15 protein-coding genes, 1 rRNA gene and 1 pseudogene are annotated in these 18822 nt (G+C 74.0%); 4 read left to right on the top strand and 13 right to left on the bottom strand.

The window, feature by feature from the left end; translation table 11 throughout:
* Positions 1-28 precede the first annotated feature (28 nt).
* Entirely contained in the window at positions 29-1411 is a 1383-nt protein-coding gene (locus ACFYUZ_RS13740) for an FAD-binding protein (protein ID WP_389308600.1), read from the top strand.
* Between the two features lie 6 nt (positions 1412-1417).
* On the opposite strand, the gene ACFYUZ_RS13735 is transcribed toward ACFYUZ_RS13740, so the two are convergent.
* The gene (locus ACFYUZ_RS13735) at positions 1418-3052 is read right to left on the bottom strand and encodes a flavin monoamine oxidase family protein (protein WP_389308598.1); all 1635 of its coding nucleotides are present in this window, start codon (positions 3050-3052) and stop codon (positions 1418-1420) included.
* A 27-nt stretch (positions 3053-3079) separates the two neighbouring features.
* Entirely contained in the window at positions 3080-4594 is a 1515-nt protein-coding gene (locus ACFYUZ_RS13730; RefSeq protein ID WP_389308596.1) for an APC family permease, read from the bottom strand.
* A 161-nt stretch (positions 4595-4755) separates the two neighbouring features.
* On the opposite strand from ACFYUZ_RS13730, the gene ACFYUZ_RS13725 reads away from it, so the two are divergent.
* Entirely contained in the window at positions 4756-6378 is a 1623-nt protein-coding gene (locus ACFYUZ_RS13725; RefSeq protein ID WP_389308595.1) for a PucR family transcriptional regulator, read from the top strand.
* Positions 6379-6780: 402 nt separating this feature from the next.
* On the opposite strand, the gene ACFYUZ_RS13720 is transcribed toward ACFYUZ_RS13725, so the two are convergent.
* From ACFYUZ_RS13720 to ACFYUZ_RS13695, 6 genes are all read right to left on the bottom strand, one after another.
* Entirely contained in the window at positions 6781-7860 is a 1080-nt protein-coding gene (locus ACFYUZ_RS13720) for a glycosyltransferase family 4 protein (RefSeq protein WP_389308594.1), read from the bottom strand.
* A gap of 170 nt (positions 7861-8030) precedes the next feature.
* Positions 8031-8828, bottom strand: coding sequence for a hypothetical protein (locus ACFYUZ_RS13715; protein ID WP_389308592.1), 798 nt, complete (start codon positions 8826-8828; stop codon positions 8031-8033).
* A complete protein-coding gene (gene recN / locus ACFYUZ_RS13710; RefSeq protein ID WP_389308590.1) occupies positions 8825-10567 on the bottom strand; it encodes a DNA repair protein RecN in 1743 nt (580 codons plus the stop codon). Before recN ends, ACFYUZ_RS13715 begins: the two co-directional genes overlap by 4 nt.
* Before the next feature lie 82 nt (positions 10568-10649).
* Positions 10650-11573, bottom strand: a complete 924-nt coding sequence (locus ACFYUZ_RS13705; RefSeq protein WP_389308588.1) for an NAD kinase — start codon at positions 11571-11573, stop codon at positions 10650-10652.
* Complete coding sequence (locus tag ACFYUZ_RS13700) at positions 11570-12385, bottom strand: TlyA family RNA methyltransferase (protein ID WP_389308586.1); 816 nt, start codon at positions 12383-12385, stop codon at positions 11570-11572. The genes ACFYUZ_RS13705 and ACFYUZ_RS13700 overlap by 4 nt, the downstream gene beginning before the upstream one ends.
* Positions 12386-12392: 7 nt before the next feature.
* On the bottom strand, positions 12393-12656 hold the full coding sequence (locus ACFYUZ_RS13695) for a hypothetical protein (protein ID WP_389308584.1): 264 nt from the start codon (positions 12654-12656) through the stop codon (positions 12393-12395).
* Positions 12657-12698: 42 nt separating this feature from the next.
* On the opposite strand from ACFYUZ_RS13695, the gene ACFYUZ_RS13690 reads away from it, so the two are divergent.
* The gene (locus ACFYUZ_RS13690) at positions 12699-13046 is read left to right on the top strand and encodes an SCP2 sterol-binding domain-containing protein (protein ID WP_389308582.1); all 348 of its coding nucleotides are present in this window, start codon (positions 12699-12701) and stop codon (positions 13044-13046) included.
* A gap of 49 nt (positions 13047-13095) precedes the next feature.
* Here ACFYUZ_RS13690 and ACFYUZ_RS13685 read toward each other — a convergent pair whose 3' ends face one another.
* On the bottom strand, positions 13096-13956 hold the full coding sequence (locus tag ACFYUZ_RS13685) for an ABC transporter ATP-binding protein (protein ID WP_389308580.1): 861 nt from the start codon (positions 13954-13956) through the stop codon (positions 13096-13098).
* Between the two features lie 109 nt (positions 13957-14065).
* Entirely contained in the window at positions 14066-15142 is a 1077-nt protein-coding gene (locus ACFYUZ_RS13680) for an HAD-IIA family hydrolase (RefSeq protein ID WP_389308578.1), read from the bottom strand.
* A 78-nt stretch (positions 15143-15220) separates the two neighbouring features.
* On the opposite strand from ACFYUZ_RS13680, the gene ACFYUZ_RS13675 reads away from it, so the two are divergent.
* Positions 15221-16516, top strand: a complete 1296-nt coding sequence (locus ACFYUZ_RS13675) for a DUF1015 domain-containing protein (protein WP_389308576.1) — start codon at positions 15221-15223, stop codon at positions 16514-16516.
* 62 nt (positions 16517-16578) lie between these two features.
* On the opposite strand, the gene ACFYUZ_RS13670 is transcribed toward ACFYUZ_RS13675, so the two are convergent.
* The 3 genes and pseudogenes from ACFYUZ_RS13670 to rrf all read right to left on the bottom strand — a co-directional run.
* Positions 16579-17361: a hypothetical protein gene (locus ACFYUZ_RS13670; protein WP_389309308.1), complete on the bottom strand. Its 783-nt coding sequence runs from the start codon at positions 17359-17361 to the stop codon at positions 16579-16581.
* 387 nt (positions 17362-17748) lie between these two features.
* Positions 17749-18474 (bottom strand): annotated as a pseudogene (locus ACFYUZ_RS13665) (tetratricopeptide repeat protein); the annotation flags it as partial.
* A gap of 257 nt (positions 18475-18731) precedes the next feature.
* Positions 18732-18822 (bottom strand): 5S ribosomal RNA (rrf, locus tag ACFYUZ_RS13660); the annotation flags it as partial.

The raw sequence follows: 18822 nt of genomic DNA, 5'->3' as shown, positions 1-18822 counted from the left end.
TGTCGCCCCTCGTGAAAGGGGGGCTCCCATGGCTCCCCACATCTCCGAAAGCGCCCTGGCCGGACTGGTCGACGACCTGGCCGGCGAAGTGATCGTCCCCGGCAGTCCCGGCTACGACGAGGCGCGTGCCCTGCACAACGGCATGATCGACCGGCGCCCGTCGGTGATCGCCCAGTGCGCCACCCAGGCCGACGTGTCGAACGCGATCCTGTTCGCCCGGGAGGCCGAGCTGCCCATCGCGGTGCGCGGCGGCGGCCACAGCGTCGCCGGCACCTCCATGATCGACGGAGCGCTGATCGTCGACCTCCGCCGGATGCACGGCGTCGTCGTGGACCCGGAGGAGATGACGGTGCGGATCGAGGGCGGGGCGACCATGTCCCACCTGGACCACGCCTGCCAGCCGTTCCACGTGGCGACGACCGGCGGGCGGGTGTCCACCACCGGGGTCGGCGGCTTCACGCTGGGCGGTGGATCGGGCTGGCTGGAGCGGAAGTTCGGGCTCGCCAGCGACAATCTGCTCGCCGCCGACCTGATCACAGCCGAGGGCAAGCACGTCCACGCCGACGCGGAGGAGAACCCGGAGCTGTTCTGGGCGCTGCACGGCGGCGGCGGCAACTTCGGGGTGGCGACCTCCCTGACGATGCGGCTGCACGCGCTGCCCCGGACGAGCGTCGCGATGCTGTTCTTCCTGCCGGACAACGCCTCCGAGGTGGTGCGCACCTTCCGCGACCTCGGCGCCGTCGCGCCCGACGACATGGGCGGCGGGGCCATCTACCTGCCCGCGCCCCCGGAGCCGTTCATCCCCGAGGAGCTGGTCGGCAAGCTGGTCTGCGGGACGCTGTTCACGTACGCCGGTCCGGTCTCCGAGCTCCGGGAGTTCGCGGCGCCCCTGTTCGCGCTGGAGCCGGTGGTGGAGGTCGTCACGGACATCCCGTACGTGGATCTGCAGACGATGCTCGACGACCCGCCGGGGCTCCGGAACTACTGGTCGGCGGAGTACCTGCGGGAGTTCCCCGACGAGGCCGTGGACGTCTTCTGCGAGCGCGGCGCGGGAATCCCGGCCGGGACCGCCACCCAGCAGGTGCTGTTCCTGATGGGCGGGGCCGTGGCCGCGGGGCCCTCCGAGTATCCGCAGCCGTGGCGCACCGCGCCGTGGGCGGTGCACCCGTTCGCGACCTGGGAGGACCCCGCGCTGGACGAGCGGGCGACGCGGTGGGTGCGCGACGTGCGGGCCGACGTGCGGCCGTGGGCGCTCGACGCGACGTACCTGAACTTCGTCGGCGCCGAGGGCGAGCAGCGGATCGTCTCCTCCTTCGGGGAGGAGAACTACCGCCGGCTCGCCGCCGTGAAGGCCGCGTACGACCCGGACAACGTGTTCCGCTTCAACCACAACATCGTGCCGGCCGGCTGAGCGGGCTCATCGCAGCGCGGCGATCACCTCCTGCGCGGCGCGCTCGCCCTCGGTCGCGCCGCCTTCCATGAAGCCCTGGAAGTCGTACGAACAGTGCTCGCCGCCGATGTGGACGTTGCCCTGGGCGGTGCCCTCGTACCCGGCGTACCGGTGGAGGTAGCCGACGGGCCAGCAGGAGTACGCGCCGAGGGAGTACGGGTTCTTGTGCCAGGCGGAGAGCTGGGCGCGGCCGGTGTACGCCCGGGAGGTGCCGGGGAAGAAGGCGTCGATCCCGGCCAGGTAGCGGGTGACCAGGTTCCGTACGTACGGGTCGGACTCGGTGGAGAACGGCCCGGCCGGGTTCAGGTTCCGGGCCAGGCTGCCGCCGCCGTACTGGAGGAGGATGCCGCCGGTGCCGCCCTGGACCTTGGTGGTGTCCCAGGTCTGCTGCACCTCGCCGTCGGTGAAGCAGTCGCCCGCGGAGACCCCGGGCCAGGCCCCGGTGCCGCGCCAGGGCCGGGTGCCGAACTGCATGTTGAGCTTGGTGCAGTAGCCCATGCGGGCGTCCCGGAGCAGGTTGCGCATGAGCGGGTCGAACCCGGCCTGGGAGGTGTCGAGTTGCTGGAGGACCGGCAGCGGGAGGCACAGGATCGTGTGGTCGGCGGTGACGGTCCGGGTGGCGCCCGCCTCGGTGAAGGTGAGCGTCTGGGTGCCGTCGGCGTTGGCCCGTACGGCGGTCAGCGACCAGCCCTTCTTCAGGGTGCCGGGGGCGAGCGCCCCGGCGACGGCGTTCGGGAGCCGGTCGTTGCCTCCGACGATGTGGTAGCGCTCGTTGGACAGGCCCCAGACGTTGAAGTTGCCCGGATTGGTCTGGTAGCCCATGAGCAGGACGAGGGCGAGCGAGGACTGTTCGGTGGTGTCGGCGCCGTACTCGACGTTGTAGGCGACGTCGATGAACTTCCCGAGCGGTGAGGAGTGTCCGCCGGGGACCCTGGTCTCGATCCACTCGTACAGCGACAGGTTGTCGAGGGCGGTGCCGGCGGGGGTGGTCTGGTTCCACTTCACCTCGCCCGCGTCCAGCAGGTCGCGGTGCAGCGCCTGGTAGACGGCGTTGAAGTCCTCGTCGGCCTGGGCGCGCGGGTAGTAGGCGCCGCCGAACCAGAGGACCTCCTCGGCCCCGTTGGGACCGCCGCCGAGGAAGTCCTCGGTGGCGAGGCCGAACCGGCGGCAGAGTTCCAGGATCTTCTTGTGGCTGGTGTCGATCAGCTCGCCGCCGATCTCGGAGGTCTGGCCGTACGCCCAGTGGTCCCGCTGGGTCCACATGCGGCCGCCGACCCTGGACGGGTTGGCCTCGTACAGCACCGGGCTGAGACCGGCGTCCTGGAGGGTGAGGGCGGCGGTGAGGCCGGATATCCCGGCGCCGACGACGGCGACGCGGGCGGTGCTCTTCACGGGCGGGTTCGGGGTGGCGGCCGCGGCGGGGACGGCCGAGCCGACGCCGACGGCGATGCCGGCGGCGGTGGCGTACTTGAGCAGGGACCGGCGTCCGAGGGCGTCGGCCCGCAGGCCGCGCAGCTCGTCGACGGGGAGGTTCAGCCGGCGGGCGGCGGCGTGCTCGGCGGCGAGGTTCTTCAGGAGGTGCATCGGGTTGGTGCGTGCCATGGGGCGCTCCTGGAGGGAGAGGGGGGATCAGCTCTGCGGTACGGAGGCGGGGACGGGGATTTCCTCGGCGGGGCGTTCGGCGGCGTCCTCCAGGACGATCCGGCCGATGATCTCGTAGCGCTCGGGCCGCCTGGCCTTGAGGTAGAAGCCGAGGCCGAGGCCGCCGAAGAAGACGGCGCCGACGATCCAGGGGATCGCCTTGAAGAAGAGGGAGTCGGCGGCCAGACCGGCCGCGGTCTCCATGTTCATGATCAGCAGCACGACCACGGCGATCATGCCGATGCCGCCGAGGAGCGGGGCCGTGAGCGTCCTGAACCAGTGCCGGTCCTCGGGGTGGTTCTTGCGGAAGTAGCCGATGACGGCGAAGGAGCAGAGGGTCTGGACGATGAGGATCGCCATCGTGCCGAGGATCGCGAGCAGCGTGTAGAGGTGGATGTACGGGTCCTGGCCGGTGAGCCAGAAGGCGGCGACGAGGGCGACGGCGATCGCGCTCTGCACGTACGAGGCGATGTACGGCGAGCCGTGCCGGGCGTGGGTGCGGCCGAGCGCCGGGTGGAGGAAGCCCTCCCGGCCGATGGCGTACAGATAGCGCGAGGCGCACTGGTGGAAGGCCATGCCGCAGGCGAAGGAGCCGGTGAGCAGCAGCCACTGGAAGGCGTCGACGGCCCAGGCGCCGATGAAGGTCTCGGTGGGCGCGAAGAACAGGTCGAGCGGGCTCGCGGACGAGGACAGCTTCACGGAACCGGCGAGGCCGTTCCCGGCGATGGTCATCCACGAGACGTAGATGTAGAAGAGGCCGACGCCGATGACGGAGATCAGGGTGGCGCGGGGGATGACCCGCTTGGGGTCGCGGGACTCCTCGCCGTACATGGCGGTCGACTCGAAGCCGACCCAGGACCAGAAGGCGAAGAAGAGGCCGAGACCGGCGGAGGTGCCGGTGAAGGCGTTCCTGGGGTCGACGGGCTCGACCGGTATCCCGTCGGGGCCGCCGCCGGCGATCAGGACGGCGGTGGCGACCGCGAAGAGGACGGCGATCTCCGCGACCAGCATCACCCCGAGCGCCTTGGCGGTCAGGTTGATGTCGAAGTACGACAGGACGGCGGTGACGGCCAGCATGACCGCCGCGTACAGCACCCACGGCAGGTCGACGCCGAGCTGGTCGGCGACCGTGGTCTTGGCGAAGTAGGAGAAGACGCCGACGATCGAGGCCTCGAAGACGATGTACGCGAGGACGGCGAGCATGCCGGAGGCCATGCCGGCGATCCGGCCCAGGCCGTGCGAGATGTAGCCGTAGAAGGCGCCGGCGGCGGTGATCCGCTTGGCCATGGCGACGTAGCCGACCGAGAAGACGGTCAGGACGAGCGTCGCGAAGAGGTATCCGGCGGGGGCGCCGGTGCCGTTGCCGAAGCCTACGGCGATGGGGAGGTTTCCGGTCATCGCCGTGATCGGGGCGGCGGTGGCGACGGCCATGAAGACGACGCCGACGAGTCCGACCGAGTTCGCCTTGAGCCGGTGCACCTCTGGAGTGGGGTTCTCTGCCATGGGCCGAGAGGATCCTCGCGAGTGACGTAGGCCACAATCGACATGCGGTCGCACAATTCCCGCCACGGGGCGACGAGTTGTCGCCCTGGTGTACGAACTGTCCGGTCCCGTGACCGTGCGGTGATGTCGTCGCAACACGGACGCGGGTAGCGTCCGGCCCCATGGACAATCAGGGCGGGATCACCGTGCAGCGGGCGCTCGAACTCCCCGGGCTGCGCAGCGGGCTCCCGGAGGTCGTGGCCGGCGCGGACCGGCTCCACCGCACGGTGCGCTGGGTGCACGCGGGCGAGGTGCCGAACATCGCGTCGCTCCTCAAGGGCGGCGAACTACTCCTCACGACGGGCCTCGGCCTGGGCACCCGCCCGGCCGAACAACGCGCCTTCGTCCGCCGGCTCGCCGACCGGGGCATCGCGGCGCTCGTCGTCGAACTGGGCCCGCGCTTCGCCCGCCTCCCGGCGACGATAGTGGAAACGGCCAGGGCAGCCGGTCTCCCCCTCGTCCAGCTCCACCGCGAGGTCCCCTTCGTCGCCGTCACGGAGGAGATCCACACCGAGATCGTCAACGGCCACTACGCCCTCCAGCGACAGGCCGAAGAGGTCCACCGGCAGTGCACGGAGGCCCTCCTCGGCGGCGGCGGGGTGCCACAGGTCCTCCGCATCCTCTCCGACTTCGCCGCCAACCCGGTCTTCCTGGAGACCGCCGACGGACAGCTGCTGTACGCGGCGGGCACCGAGTCCGCGCCCGCCGACCCGCTCCAGGTGTGGGACGGGCTGCGCGGCCAGCGGGCGGCCCGCGAGTCCGGCCCGCCCTCCGGCACCGTCCTCGTCGACGTGCCCGGCGGCGGCCCCGGCACGGGTTCGGTACGGGCCCGCCTCGTCCTCCTCGCGGTCTCCGGCGCCCTCTCCCCCGTCCACCGGATGGCGGCCGAGCGGGCGGCGGGGCTCCTCGCGGTCGTCCTCATGCAGGCGCGCCAGGAGGAGGAGCTGGCCGCGCGCGGCCGGGGCGACTTCCTGACGGACCTCGCGGAGGGCCGCATCACGGCGGAGGACGCCCCGGCGCAGGCGAGGGTCCTCGGCTTCAAGCCGGGCGACGGCCCCCTGCTCCCGGTGGTCATGCGCCTGGCCTCGGAACTCTCCCCCTCGGGCAACTGGGCGCTCCTGGCCCGCGCGGTCCTGGAGGAGCTGTCCTCGGTCGGCGTCCCGGCCCTGCTCGGCGTCCGCCCGGTGGAAGGCCGCGTGCCGCTGCTGCTGGGCCTCCGCTCGGAATCGGAACGGACGGCGGTCGCGGACCGGGTCGCGGCGGCGCTGCGCGCGGGCGTGGAGCGGGCCGGCCTGGAACGGGCCGGGGCGCACCCGCCGGTCGTCGTGGTCGGCGTCGCGGGCGGCTGGGCGGCGGCCTCGGCGGGCCTGCGGCACGCGGCCGAGACGGCGACGGCGGCGCAGGGCCTCTCGGACCTCCCCTGGTACGACGCGCGCCGCCTCGACATCGACCTGCTCCTGTGGCGGCTGCGCGACCACCCGGACCTGGCGGCCTTCGTCGACCGCGCGATCGGGCCGCTGCGGGACCACGACGCCACGTCCCGGCCCCCGCTCCTCCCCACCCTCCAGACCTACCTGGCCCACGCGGGCCGCAAGGCGGAGACGGCCCGCGAGCTCCACCTCAACCGCCAGACGCTCTACAACCGCCTGGCCCGCATCTCCGAACTCCTCGGCACGGACCTGGACGACCCCCAGACGGTCCTGGCCCTCTCCTTGGCCCTCCGCGCCCGCCGCCACACGCCGTAGGAAGGGGCCGAGGCCCTACGCGCCCTGCCCCGCCCCGTGTGGGCGATCGTCCCGCTGGGCGGTTCCCACCCCCCGTGTGGAGCCGCGCCCGGCGGGGCGGTGCCGCCCCGCGCCCCCCCGTTGTGGGCATGCGTTCCGCCGGGGCGGAACGGGTGGGCACAACGGAACGGCGCCCTTGCCGGCGCCCCAGGCTCCCGCGCCTGAACCCGCACACCGTTGTGCGCCGCCGCTGTCGGTGCGGGTCCAGGCGCGGAACGCGGAGGCGCCGCGAAGGGCGCCGTCCCGTGTGCCCACCCGTCCCGCCCCAGCGGGACGATTGCCCACACGGGGCGCGGGGTGGGCACCGCCCCGGTGGGCGCGGCCCCGCGACGGGGGGCGCGGCAGGCGCAGGGGCGGGAGGGGTCAGTGTCCGGTCAGCTCGTCGTAGACCGCCAGTACGTGCGCCACCGTCTCGTCCTCCGTGGGCCAGGACCCCGCCTGCACCCGCCCCGCCGCCGCCAGGTCCATCCGCCGGTCCGCGTCCTCCAGCAGCCCCCGCACCGCCCCCGCCAGGGCCCCCGCGTCCCCGTACGGCACCAGCTCCGCCGCGTTCCCGACGAGTTCCGGCACACCGCCGACCGCCGTCGCGACGAGCGGCACCCCGAGCCGGAGCGCCTCCTGCGCGAGCAGGGAGCGGGCCTCCCAGCGCGACGGCAGGACCGCGACGTCGGCGGCGGCGAGCAGCTCGGCGACGTCGTCCCGGCGTCCGATGAGCCGCACGGCGAGCCGTTCCTCGAAGATCCGCCGTTGCAGGAAGGCCCGTTCGCGTCCTTCTCCGGCGATCACGAGCAGCGGCTGCGGGTCGAGCTCCCGCCATTCCCGGGCGGCGTCGAGGAGCGTCCGGTAGCCCCGGCCGCGTTCGAGCGCCCCGACGGCCATGAGCAGGGGCCGGTCGACGGCGCCGAGTTCGGCGCGGGCCTTGCCGTCGTGGAGGCAGACGGGCCCGCGCGCGGGGGGCACGGTGACGGGGGCGAGGCGGGCGTCCCGGGCCCCGCGCCGCCGGGCGCGGTCGACGAGTTCGGAGGAGGTGCCGAGGACGACGGTCGCGGCCCGCGCGGTCTTCCGTTCGAGGAGCCGCAGCACGCCGCCCCGCGCTCCGTCCATGTGGTTCCGGCTGTGCCAGGTGGTGACCAGGGGGGTCCGGCAGCCGCCGGTCAGCGCGAGCGCGGCCCGTACGGAGGCCTGGAGGCCGTGCGCGTGGACCACGTCCGCGCCGATGCAGGCGTTGCGGAGGGCGGCGACGGTCGCGGGATCGCCGAGCCGGGGCAGCGGCACGAAGTGCGCGCCGGCGCCCAGGTAGTCGTATGCGCGGTCGAGTTCGGCCGGGGCGCACACGGTCACCCGCACGCCCCTTGCCACCAGCCCCGAGGCGAGTGATCGGACGTGAGCGCTGCTGCCCGCGCCGCCGCCGCCCAGCACTTGGACCGTACGGAGCTGTGTCACGCGCCCAAGGATGCCAGTCCGGGCCCTGGACCGTACGCACGTTCCGGCACCGAAGTGGCGGCGTTCCGGTGCGCGGAAGGCGTACGGGCCGGGCACACACCCACGGGTTCACCCACACGGGTGAGCGCACCGGCATCCGGTCCGCTCCCCCCGCACCACGCTCGCGCCCCTCAGGCGGAGGACGCCCGCTCCCCCCACGCGGCGGCGGCGACCAGACCGGCCGCGTGCGCGGCGAGTCCGAGCCGCCCGTCGGAGGCGGCGACGGCGCTGCCGACGGCGGCGCCGAGCGCGTGCGCGCCCATGTCGCCGAGCATGCTCACCTCGCCGAGGTCGTCGGCGAGGAGCGCCGCGGCGGCCCCCATCGGAGCCGCGGCGAGCGTCCCCCGCAGCAGTCCCGGCGCGGCGAGCCCGAGCACGAGGAGGCCCGCGCGCCCCGGCCGCACGTCCACGAGGTTCACCAGGTGCGCGGTACCGGCGACGACGATCCCGGCGAGGACCCTGTCGACCGGCTTCTCCTTGAGGAGGACGCCGGCCACGAGCGAGGCCGCACCGATCCCGAGGAGCTTGACGGTCCCGCTGGTGACCTCGCCGTCCCGAAGCGCCGTCAGATGCGCCCGGAATCCGCGCCGGTGGTCACCGCGCAGGTCGTCGTAACGCCCGCACACGGCCGCCGCCGCGACGGCCAGGGCGGCCGCGGGCGCCGAGGGCAGGGCGGCGGCCGCCGAGCCGAAGGCTGCGGCCGGACCGGCCTGGAGGAGGACCGGACGGCCGGCGTGGTTGGTCCGCCGCCAGCTGCCCGGGTTCCCCGGCGGTCGCCGCCTCAGCTGCCCGTACGCGAGCCGGGTCGCCCCGAAGGCCGCCGCGAACGTACCGAGCCGGGTCGCGCCGAACGCCGCCGCGCACGTACCGAGCCGGGCCGCCCCGAAGCCCCCGGCAGCCGCACCGAGCCGCCCGGGAGCCGCGCTCACGCGTCCGCCCGCGCCGTGGCGAGCAGCTCCTCCGCGTGGGCCCTGGCCGTCTCGGAGTCCTCCTGGCCGGCGAGCATCCGGGACAGCTCCCGGACCCGCTCCTCGCCCTCCAGGACGGTGACGCCGGAACGGGTCACGGAGCCGTCGTTCGTCTTCTCGACGAGCAGCTGCCGGTCGGCGAAGGCCGCGACCTGCGGGAGGTGGGTGACGACCACGACCTGCGCGGACTTGGCGAGCTTGGCGAGCCGCCGGCCGATCTCGACGGCCGCCTTGCCGCCGACGCCCGCGTCGACCTCGTCGAAGAGGTACGTCGGCACCGGGTCGACCCCGGCGAAGACGACCTCCACGGCGAGCATCACCCGGGACAGCTCACCGCCCGACGCGCCCTTGGCGATGGGCCGGGGCGGGGCGCCGGGGTGCGGGGCGAGCAGCAGCTCGACCTCGTCGGCCCCGGACGGGCCGTAGGCGACCCGCCGGCCGCCGACCTCGACGCCCTCGGGGTCCTCGGTCTGGGCGATGGAGAAGGACACGCGCGCGTGGGGCATGGCCAGCGAGGCGAGTTCGGCGGTGACCGCGTCGGCGAACCGGGCGGCCGTCTCCGTGCGCGCGTCGGTGAGCCGCTGGGCGAGCACCGACAGTTCGTCGCGCAGCCGGTCCCGTTCGGCGGTGAGCTCCTCGATCCGGTCGTCGTCGTTGTCGAGCTCGCCGAGCCGTGCCGCGCTCTCCTCCGCCCAAGCGAGGACGGCGCCGATGTCCTCGCCGTACTTCCTCGTCAGCTGGGTGAGCAGTGCCCGCCGCTCCTCGACGGCGGCGAGCCGCAGCGGGTCGGCGTCCAGGTCGTCGGCGTATCCGGCCAGTTCCTGCGCCACGTCCGAGAGCAGGATGGAGATCTCGCCCATCCGGTCGGCGAGCCCGGCGAGCGCCGGGTCGTGCGACCGTACGGCCTCCAGGGCCCGGCCCGCGCCGGCGACCAGGGTGGTCGCGTCGACGGCCTCGGGGTCCTCGGGGTTGCCCGCGAGCGCGCCGTGCGCGAGCGCGGCGGCGGAGGCGAGGGCCTCGGCGTGCCCGAGCCGCTCGGCCTCGGCGGCGAGTTCGGCGTCCTCGCCGGGCAGCGGGGCGACGGCCTCGATCTCGCCGAGACCGAAGCGCAGCAGATCGGCCTCCTGGGCGCGTTCCCTGGCCCGGGTGGTGATCTCGTCCAGCTCGGCGGTGACGGCGCGCAGCCGCCGGTACGCCTCGCCGTAGGCGGCGAGCGGCACGGAGACGGCCTCGCCCGCGTACCGGTCGAGCGCGCCGCGCTGCCGGGCCGGCTTGAGCAGGCCCTGCTGGTCGGTCTGGCCGTGGACGGCGACGAGCTCGTCGGCGAGCTCCGCGAGCAGCCCGACGGGCACGGAGCGCCCGCCGAGGTGGGCCCGCGAGCGCCCCTCGGCGGAGACGGTACGGCTGACGAGGAGCACGCCCTCGTCGAGCTCGGCACCGGCCTCCTCCGCGCGTACGGCGGCGGGCGCGCCCGGGGGCACGCTGATCCGCCCCTCGACGACGGCCGAGGCCGCGCCGATCCGCACCAGGGCCGGGTCGGCACGTCCGCCGAGCAGCAGCCCCAGGCTGGTCACGACCATGGTCTTGCCCGCACCGGTCTCACCGGTCACCGCGGTGAAGCCGGGCGACAGCTCGACCACCGCGTCGTCGATGACCCCGAGCGACCGTATCCGCATCTCCTCCAGCACGCCCCAGACCATACGAGGTTTACCGGGTCCGATGCGACATCGCCCCCGGCCGTGACTCCCGGACGCGCCGTTCGTTACGGAGCCGCCGGGGGCGTCAGCGCGGTGCGCCCCGCCATCCCGAGACGGGCAGGGCGAACTTGGCGACGAGCCGGTCCGTGAAGGAGGCGTGGTGCAGCCGGGCGAGCCGGACCGGCACGGCGCCCCGCCGCACCTCGACGCGGGCCCCCGCCGGGAGCTCCACCGTCCGCCGTCCGTCGCACCACAGCACGCCGTGCGGGGTGTGCGGCTCGACCTCGACGGCGAGCACGGACTGGGGGGTGGTGATCAGCGGCTTGGCGAAGAGGGCGTGGGCCCCGATCGGGACCATGAGCAGCGCCTCGACCTCGGGCCAGACGACCGGGCCGCCCGCCGAGAAGGCGTACGCGGTGGAGCCGGTGGGTGTCGCGCAGATCACCCCGTCGCAGCCGAAGCCGGTCACCGGGCGCCCGTCGATCGCGAGCACGACCTCCAGCATCCGCTCCGGCGAGACCTTCTGCACGGCGGCCTCGTTGAGCGCCCAGTCGCGGTGCAGGACGTCGCCGTTCTCGTACACGACGACGTCGAGGGTCATCCGCTCCTCGACCTCGTACGCCTTGGTGACGACCCGGTCGACGACCTTGTCGAGGTCGTCGCGCTCGGCCTCGGCGAGGAAGCCGACGCGCCCCAGGTTGACGCCGAGCATGGGCACGCCGGAGGCGCGGGAGAACTCCGCGCCGCGCAGCAGGGTGCCGTCACCGCCGAGGACGATGAGCAGTTCGCAGCCGTCGAGCGCGTCGGGGCAGCCTTCCGGCACCTTCTCGACGGACGGCGGCAGCGGCAGGTCCGCGGCCTCGGCCTCCAGGACGCGGACGCCGATGCCGCAGCGCAGCAGCCCCAGGACGACCAGTTCGGCGCTGCGCACGGCGGCCGGCCGGCCGGTGTGCGCGAGCAGGAAGACGGTGCGTGTTGTTCCCGATGGTGCTGCTGCTGTTGAGCTCAACGAGGTCCCTCCGCCACGGCGCGGTCGACGTCCGCCGGATCCAGCGCGGGCGCGCCTGCCCGCAGCCACAGAAAGTACTCGACGTTGCCGGAGGGGCCGGGCAGCGGGCTGGCGGTGACCCCGAGGACACCGAGGCCGAGCTCGCCGGCCTGCCGGGCCACGTTCTTCACGGCGTCCGCGCGGAGCTCGGCGGAGCGCACGACTCCGCCGCTGCCGAGCCGCTCCTTGCCCACCTCGAACTGCGGCTTCACCATGAGGACGAGGTCGGCGTCGGGCGCCGTGCAGGCCGCGAGGGCGGGCAGGACGAGCCCGAGCGGGATGAAGGACAGGTCGCCGACGACGAGGTCGACCGGGACGCCGTCGATGGCGTCGAGCGTCAACTCGCGCACGTTCGTCCGGTCCTTCACGGTGACGCGCTCGTCGCTCTGCAGCGACCAGGCGAGCTGCCCGTAACCGACGTCGACGGCGACGACATGGGCGGCGCCCGCGCGCAGCAGGACGTCCGTGAAGCCGCCGGTGGACGCTCCGGCGTCCAGGGCGCGCCGGCCCTCGACCTTCAGTCCCCGCGGCACGAAGGCGGCGAAGGCGCCGGCGAGCTTGTGGCCGCCGCGCGAGACGTAGTCGGGGTCGGAGTCGTCCTGGACGACGACGATGGCCGCGGCGGTCTCGACCTGGGTGGCGGGCTTGGTGGCGACGGTCTTGCCGACGGTCACCCGGCCCGCGGCGATCAGCTGGCTGGCGTGCTCGCGCGAGCGCGCGAGCTTGCGCCGGACCAGCTCGGCGTCGAGACGGCGGCGTGCCACTCCTGCCACGTTCGGTTCAGCTCCTGTTGTCGTACGGACGGGGGGCGGGGTGCGTGTCGAGCGAGGTCAGCTCGGCGCGCAGCCCACGGTGTACATCCTCGTACACCTCCAGGTGGCCGTCCGCCGGGAGGTGGTCCAGCTCGGCGAGACGCGCGAGGCGGGCGTCGACGGCGGGATGGCCGGTGGGCTCCAGGACGACACCGAGCGGCGCGGGTCCCGCGGGCCCGTGCGTCTCGGCCGGGACCTGGTCCTGCGGGGCTTCGGGGGTGGCGTCGCTCATGCCTCGACGCTACCGCGAAGCCCTGGGGTACCGTCGACGGCGATGGCGACGATCACGGAGTGCCGCGGCGCACTGGACAGACTTTCCGACAACCTCGCACGGGCGGACGAGGGCGTGCGCGGTGCGGCCGCGCTCGACCGCAGCCTGAGCTGCCACCTCACCGACCTCGACACGACGTTCACGGGCCGTCTCGCGGACGGCCGGATCCGGGTCGACGCCACGGTGACGGGCCCGCCGCCGGCCAAGGCGGACATCCGGCTCGCGATGACCGGCGACGACCTGGTGGCGATGGTGGACGGCAAGCTGAACTTCGCGAAGGCCTGGGCCTCGGGCCGGGTCAGACTGGAGGCCGGCTTCCGCGACCTCCTGCGGCTGAGGTCCCTCCTGTAGCGCGACCACCCGCGCCTGAGACCACTCCCGCAGCGCGACCGCCCGGAGCTCACTTCTGCAGCGCGGGCTCCTGGGAGACGGGCCTCTCCTCGCCCACGGCCGCCCGGACGCGCGCCTTCCGCCCTGCCGGCACGACCAGAGGCGTCCCCGTCTCCGGGTCGTCGATGACCTGGCAGCGCAGGCCGAAGACCCGCTCGACCAGCTCGGCGGTCACCACCTCCGACGGCGGCCCCTCGGCGACGACCTCGCCGTCGCGGACGGCGATGAGGTGGGTGGCGTACCGGGCCGCGTGGTTGAGGTCGTGGAGGACGGCGACGAGCGTCCGCCCCTGCGTCTCGTGCAGCTCGGCGCACAGGTCGAGGACGTCGATCTGGTGCTGGATGTCGAGGTACGTGGTGGGCTCGTCGAGCAGCAGCAGCGGCGTCTGCTGGGCGAGCGCCATGGCGATCCAGACGCGCTGGCGCTGACCGCCCGAGAGCTCGTCCACGTACCGGTCGGCCAGCTCGGCGACGCCGGTCGCGGCCATGGACTCGCGCGTGATCCGCTCGTCCTCCGGGGACCACTGGCGCAGCAGCCCCTGGTGCGGATAGCGGCCGCGCGCGACGAGGTCGGCGACGGTGATGCCGTCGGGGGCCACGGAGGTCTGGGGCAGCAGCCCGAGGGTCTTGGCGACCTTCTTGGCCGGCAGCGCGTGGATCGACTGCCCGTCGAGCAGGACGCGGCCCTCGCCGGGCTTCAGCATCCGGGAGAGGGCGCGCAGGAGGGTGGACTTGCCGCAGGCGTTGGGCCCGACGATGACGGTGAACGAGTTGTCGGGGATCGCGACGGACAGATCGCGGGCGATGACCCGCTGCTCGTACGCCAGGGTGACCGATTCCGCGCTCAGGCGCTGCTGCTGCCGACCGTCCATACCCGCACTCCCGCTGTCTCGTCCGTGGCCGTGTCCGGCGGTGACGACCACGACCCCCGCGAAGTTAGGTTAGCCTACCCAACTTCACTCTCCGGCCGGGATGCCGGGCTCACACCCCGAGAAACGCCAGCGCCTTCCCCGCGTCCGGCACCCCCGCGCCCGGCCGGTCCGCCTCCGACCAGGCCGCCCCGCACAGCGCCCGCACCGCGTCCAGCACGTCCGCCCCCTCGCCCGGCGTGCCGCCGAGGACGAGCTCACCGCCGCTCACGGAGGCCCGCCACCCCCCGCACACGAAGCCCCCGTCCCCGTCCGCGACGACCTCGGGCTGCGCCACGAGCAGACCCCGCAGATCGGCCGCCACATACGTGGGCCGGTGCTCGGGCACGGCCGCGAGCAGCTGCGCCACGTCCGTCACCCCGGTCAGCACGAGCAGCGAGTCCACCCCGCCGTTGAACGCGCCCTCGATGTCCGTGTCCAGCCGGTCCCCCACCACCAGCGGCCGCTCCGCCCCCGTCCGCAGCACCGTCTCCCGGTGCATCGGCGGCAGCGGCTTCCCCGCCACCTTCGGCTCGAACCGGCCCCCGGTGGCGATGCGCACGACCTCCACCGCCGCCCCGTTCCCCGGCCCGATCCCCCGTGCCCCGGGAATGGTCAGGTCGGTGTTGGAGGCGTACCACGGCACGCCCCGCGCCACCGCGTAGGCCGCCTCCGCGAACCTCCCCCACGGCATCTCCGGCCCGCCGTACCCCTGCACGACCGCCGCCGGGTCGTAGTCCGCCGACTCCACCGGCACGAGGCCCCGCTCGCGCAGCGCCACCCGCAGCCCCTCGCCGCCGATGACCAGCACCCTGGACCCCGCAGGCACCTCGTCCGCGATCAGCCGGGCCACCGCCTGCGCCGAGGTCACCACGTCCCCGGCCTCCGCCGGCACGCCCAGCTCCGTCAGGTGCTCCGCCACCTCGCCGGGCGTCCGCAGCGCGTTGTTGGTGACGTACGCCAGGTGCATCCCGCCGGCGCGGGCCGTCCCGAGCGCCTCCACGGCGTGCGGGACGGGCTCCCCGCCCGCGTACACCACGCCGTCCAGGTCCAGGAGCGCCGTGTCGTACGCCTCGCTCAGCGCGGCCGCGCTGCCGCCCGGGTGCGTCCTGCCGCCGTCCCGCTGCCCCTGGCCGTTCCGCACCGTCACCGCACACTCCTCAGATCACCGGGTGAATTCCCCCACTCTCCCGATCATCGCTCATGTCTGCCCACATACGATGACAGGATGAACACATCAGGTCACGCGGCCGACGACGTCCGCGACGACACCACGGGCCTGCGCCTGGCCCCGTTCCGCGGGCTCCGGTACGTCCCCGAGCGCGTCGGCAGCCTCGCCGCCGTGACGTCCCCTCCCTACGACGTCGTCGTACGACCTGACGGACTGCTCCATCTGGAGTCCGCCGACCCCCACAACATCGTCCGGCTGATCCTGCCGCAGGCGATCACCGCCGGCACCCGCCACCGCAAGGCCGCCGTCACCCTCGACCGCTGGCTCGCGGACGGCGTCCTCGCCCCGGACCCCGAGCCCGCGCTCTACGTGTACGAGCAGCAGGGCGACGGCATCCTCCAGCGCGGCGTCATCGGCGCCCTGGAGCTCTCCACCCCGGCGGAGGGCATCGTCCTGCCCCACGAGGACGTCATGCCGCACGTCGTCGAGGACCGCGCCGCCCTGATGCGGACCACGGCCGCCAACCTGGAGCCCCTGCTCCTCACCTACGTCGGGGACGACGAGGGCGGCGCCGACGCGGTGATCGAGCGCACCGTCCGCCACGAGCCCCTGCTCTCCACCACCACGGAGGACGGCTTCCAGCACCGCCTGTGGTCGGTCACGGACCCCGCCGAACTCGCCGTGATCGCCGACGATCTGGCCCGCCACCAGGCCCTCATCGCCGACGGCCACCACCGCTGGGCGACGTACCTGCGCCTCCGCGAGGAGCACGCGGCCCCTGGCCCCTGGAACTACGGCCTGGTCCTCCTCATCGACACCGCCCGCTACCCCCTGCGGGTCCGCGCGATCCACCGGCTCCTCAACCGCCTGCCGGTCTCCGACGCCCTCACGGCCCTCGGGGACGCGTTCCGGGTGCGCAGGGTCGACCGGCCGCTCCCCGAGGCCCTGGAGGCCCTGGAGGCCGCCACGGCCGAGGGGAACGCCTTCCTCCTCGCGGGCGACGGCGGCTTCCACCTCCTCGACCGCCCGGACCCCGCCCTCCTCGACCGCACGATCCGCACCGACCGCCCCCCGGCCTGGCGGACCCTGGACGCGACCGTCCTGCACTCCGCCCTCCTGGAGCACGTCTGGCACATCCCCGACGCCCCCGAGGACATCGCCTACATCCACGACACCGAGGCGGCGGTCGAGCAGGCGGAACGGCGCGGCGGCACCGCGGTCCTCATGCACCCGGTACGGGAGGAGGTCGTCCGCGACCTCGCCCGCCAGGGCGTCACGATGCCCCGCAAGTCGACCTCCTTCGGCCCGAAGCCCGCGACGGGCCTGGTCCTGAGGAGCCTGGCCCTGGACTGAGGGCACCGGAACGAAGAAGGGCGGCACCCAGCGGGTGCCGCCCTTCTCACTGTTCCGGAGGATCAGCCCTTGTCGCCGTCCCGGTCGTCCTCGTCGCCCTCGTCGTCGAGTGCGACCACGCCGGACTCCTCGGCCCCCTGGACCTCGTCGGTCTCGTCCTCGGCCTCGTCGAACGCGTCGACGAACTCGACGCCGTCCATCTCGGCGAGCCGGTCGGAGGCGTCCGTGGCGCCGTCCTTGTCGGCCTCCAGGGCCTTGGCGAACCACTCCCGCGCCTCGCGCTCACGGCCGGCGGCGAGCAGCGCGTCGGCGTACGCGTACCGCAGCCGCGCGGTCCACGGGTGCACGGCGCCGGAAGCCAGCTCGGGGCTCTGCAGCGTCACGATGGCCGCGTCGAGCTGCCCCATGTCCCGGCGGGCGCCGGCGGCGACGAGCCGCATCTCGACCTGTCCGGCCTTGTCCAGCTTCTGCACCTCGGGCTCACCGGCCATGGCGAGGGCCCGCTCGGGCCGGCCGAGGCCGCGCTCGCAGTCGGCCATGACGGGCCACAGCTCGACACCGCCGCTCATCCGGCGCGCGGCCCGGAACTCGGCCAGCGCCTCGGAGTACTTCTGCGTCGCGTACGCGGCGAAACCGGCCGCCTCGCGGACGGCCGCGACACGGGAGGCGAGCCGCAGGGCGACCCTGGAGTAGCCGTAGGCCTTCTCCGGGTCCTCGTCGATCAGCTGGGCGACCATGACGAGGTTGCGCGAGACGTCCTCGGCGAGCCCCTTGGGCAGGCTCATCAGCTCCTGACGCACATCCGGGTCGATCTCCTCACCGGTGACCTCCGGCGGGATCGGCAGGCGCTTGATGGGCGCGCGGTCGCCCCGGTCACGGTCCCGGCCGCCGCGCTCGTCGCGACGGCCGTAGCCACCCCGGTCGTCCCGCCCGCGGAACCCACCACGGCTGTCGCCACCGCGGTCGTCCCGACGGAACCCGCCACCGCCGCGGCTGTCGCCACCCCGGTCGTCGCGGCGGAAGCCGCCACCACGGTTGTCGTCACGGCGGAAGGACGAGGGGCGGTCGCCACCCCGGTCGTCGCGGCGGAAGCCACCGCCGCGGTTGTCGTCACGCTGCCCGTAGGAGGGGCGGTCGTCCCGACGGAACGACGAGGGACGCTCATCACGCCGGTCGTCACGACGGAACGACGAGGGGCGGTCGCCGCCACGGTTGTCGTCGCGGCGGAAGCCGCCACCGCGGTTGTCGTCACGGCGGTCGTCACGCTGCCCGTAGGAGGGGCGGTCGTCCCGACGGAACGACGAGGGACGCTCATCACGCCGGTCGTCACGACGGAAGGACGGACGGTCCCCACCGCGGTCGTCACGCTGGCCGTACGAAGGCCGGTCGTCACGACGGAACGACGGACGGTCCCCACCGCGGTCGTCACGCTGGCCGTACGAAGGCCCGTCGTCCCGACGGAACGACGGACGGTCGCCACCACGGTCGTCGCGACGGAAGCCGCCACCACGGTTGTCACCACCGCGGTCGTCGCGACGGAAGCCACCGCCACGGCTGTCGCCACCGCGGTCGTCGCGGCGGAAGCCACCGCCGCGGTTGTCGTCACGCTGCCCGTACGAGGGGCGGTCGTCCCGACGGAACGAGGGGCGCTCGCCACCGCGGTCGTCACGGCGGAACCCGCCGCCACGGTTGTCGTCACGGCGGAAGCCGCCACCGCGGTTGTCCCCACCGCGGTCGTCACGACGGAAACCGCCACCGCGGTTGTCACCGCCACGGTTGTCATCACGGCGGTCGTCACGACGGAAACCGCCGCCCCGGTTGTCGCCACCGCGGTCGTCACGGCCACGGTCGTCACGACGGAAGCCACCGCCCCGGTTGTCGCCACCGCGGTCGTCACGGCCGCGGTCGTCACGACGGAAGCCACCACCGCGGTTGTCCCCACCGCGGTCATCGCGGCGGAAGCCACCGCCACGGCTGTCGTCACGGCGGGGCCCACGGAAGCCGCCCCGGTCGCCACCGCCACCGTCCCTGCGACGCGGCTCGCGCTCCGGACGGTCGTCGGGAGAGTTGGTGGACATCGTGGTGACTCCTGTCTTCGGGTACTGCAGTCATTCTCGCGCAGCCGGCACTCGGCCGCGCATCGGAAAGGTCAAGCAAAAAACAAAAGGACCCCTGGTCCCAGCGTGAACGCTGGGACCAGGGGTCCTGAAGAATTGTTCGGCGGCGTCCTACTCTCCCACAGGGTCCCCCCTGCAGTACCATCGGCGCTGAAAGGCTTAGCTTCCGGGTTCGGAATGTAACCGGGC

Source organism: Streptomyces sp. NPDC004266, from assembly GCF_042874095.1.
Taxonomy (GTDB): domain Bacteria; phylum Actinomycetota; class Actinomycetes; order Streptomycetales; family Streptomycetaceae; genus Streptomyces.
The sequence above is the reverse complement of the archived record's forward strand: the minus strand, read 5'-3'. Positions and strand labels throughout refer to the sequence as shown.

Bases quoted from the DNA above. Each gene is read 5' to 3' on its own strand.
- ACFYUZ_RS13735 (WP_389308598.1), bottom strand. From the start codon at position 3,052: ATGGCACGCACCAACCCGATGCACCTCCTGAAGAACCTCGCCGCCGAG.
- ACFYUZ_RS13725 (WP_389308595.1), top strand. From the start codon at position 4,756: ATGGACAATCAGGGCGGGATCACCGTGCAGCGGGCGCTCGAACTCCCC.
- ACFYUZ_RS13685 (WP_389308580.1), bottom strand. From the start codon at position 13,956: ATGGACGGTCGGCAGCAGCAGCGCCTGAGCGCGGAATCGGTCACCCTG.
- ACFYUZ_RS13740 (WP_389308600.1), top strand. From the start codon at position 29: ATGGCTCCCCACATCTCCGAAAGCGCCCTGGCCGGACTGGTCGACGAC.
- ACFYUZ_RS13675 (WP_389308576.1), top strand. From the start codon at position 15,221: ATGAACACATCAGGTCACGCGGCCGACGACGTCCGCGACGACACCACG.
- recN (WP_389308590.1), bottom strand. From the start codon at position 10,567: ATGGTCTGGGGCGTGCTGGAGGAGATGCGGATACGGTCGCTCGGGGTC.
- ACFYUZ_RS13695 (WP_389308584.1), bottom strand. From the start codon at position 12,656: ATGAGCGACGCCACCCCCGAAGCCCCGCAGGACCAGGTCCCGGCCGAG.
- ACFYUZ_RS13730 (WP_389308596.1), bottom strand. From the start codon at position 4,594: ATGGCAGAGAACCCCACTCCAGAGGTGCACCGGCTCAAGGCGAACTCG.
- ACFYUZ_RS13690 (WP_389308582.1), top strand. From the start codon at position 12,699: ATGGCGACGATCACGGAGTGCCGCGGCGCACTGGACAGACTTTCCGAC.